Source organism: Dietzia maris (assembly GCF_014144855.1).
Lineage (GTDB): Bacteria > Actinomycetota > Actinomycetes > Mycobacteriales > Mycobacteriaceae > Dietzia > Dietzia kunjamensis.
Map to the genome: position 1 here is coordinate 1 of NZ_JAALDN010000419.1, position 1,290 is coordinate 1,290.

The 1,290-nt window shown below is 72.0% G+C and carries 1 protein-coding gene; it reads left to right on the top strand.

The features are described from left to right. Positions 1 to 267: 267 nt before the first annotated feature. Positions 268 to 1,290: BamB-related PQQ repeat family beta-propellar protein (locus tag G6024_RS16965; RefSeq protein ID WP_159148924.1), on the top strand; the 1,023-nt coding region annotated here is incomplete at its 3' end.

A 1,290-nucleotide genomic window follows, 5' to 3' on the forward strand; every position in this document is an offset into this window, starting at 1 on the left:
CGGCCGCTGCCCGGACGTGCCCCACCCTCCGGGCCCCCGCCCGGCTGTCCCGCGGGGTTCGGATCCCCGGCGGCCGGCTGCTGGCTCGTCGTCGTCATCTACTACTCCCGGTGCGCGTCGCCGGCCCCGGACGGGCCGCGTCGACCCGCCACCGTAGCGGACCGACCTGTGATTCCGGGGGTGCAGGGGCGCCGACCGCACCGGCGCGGACTCCGCTCCCGCCAGGCCACGGGCATTACACATGAGATAGCCAGTTAGCCTTCAGGTATGCCCAGGCTCCGTCTCAGCTCTGTCCGTGTCCTCACCGGCGGCATGGCCGTCTCGGCGCTCCTGCTGTCCGGCATCGGCCCGGCCCACGCTGACCCCGGCGACTGGAGCCAGTACCGCGCGACCCCCACCAACAACACCCACGTCGTCACCGGCGGGGCCCAGATCTTCTCCGGCACCATCCCCACCGCGAACGAGGTGCGGGCGACCCCGGTGGTGGCCGACGGCAAGGTGTTCGTCGGCAGTCACGGCTCCGGGGAGCTGCAGGCGTTCGACCTGGCGACGGGCGAATTGTTGTGGCAGGCGCAGGCGCCGAACTGGGTGCATTCGGAGATGATCCATTCCGACGGGCGGCTGTTCGTGGGATTCGGCAACCGCTTCTTCCAGGACGGGCCGGGTGGCTACCGCGGCACCGGGGAGTCCGGCGTCCTGGGTCTGGACCCGGACACCGGTGAGATCCTGTGGCGCCACGACACCGCCGGCGAGGTCATGCCGACACCCGCCGTGACGGGCGGAGCGGTCTGGGCGGTCACCGGGGACCGTCGCCTGTACAAACTCGACCCGGCGACCGGTGAGGCGCTCGAGGTGGTGGAGACCGGCCACGTGGTGAGCATGTCCTCGCCGTCGGAACAGGGCGGAGTGCTGTACTTCGGCGGCGGCGCGCCCCGGCCGTACACGTTCTTCGCCTACGACACCGCGGCCGGCGAGTTCGCCTGGCAGCGGGAGTTCCCCGAGTTCACCCACGGCCTCGATGACGTCCCGCCGGCCGTCGACGAGGGGATCGTCGTCACCACGGCCAACCGCGCCCTGCTGCCCGGGATCGCCGGCGCGCGCGAGGAGCACACGATCATCGCGATGGACCAGCAGTCCGGCGAGGTGGTGTGGCGGGACGTGATCGGTGACGGGCCCGCCCCGACCAACAACCGGTCCGGTGCGCCGACCATCCACGACGGCACCGTCTTCGTGGGCAGTCCCACCACGGGCGCCGCCTACGCGTATGACCTGCACTCCGGCGAGCGACTG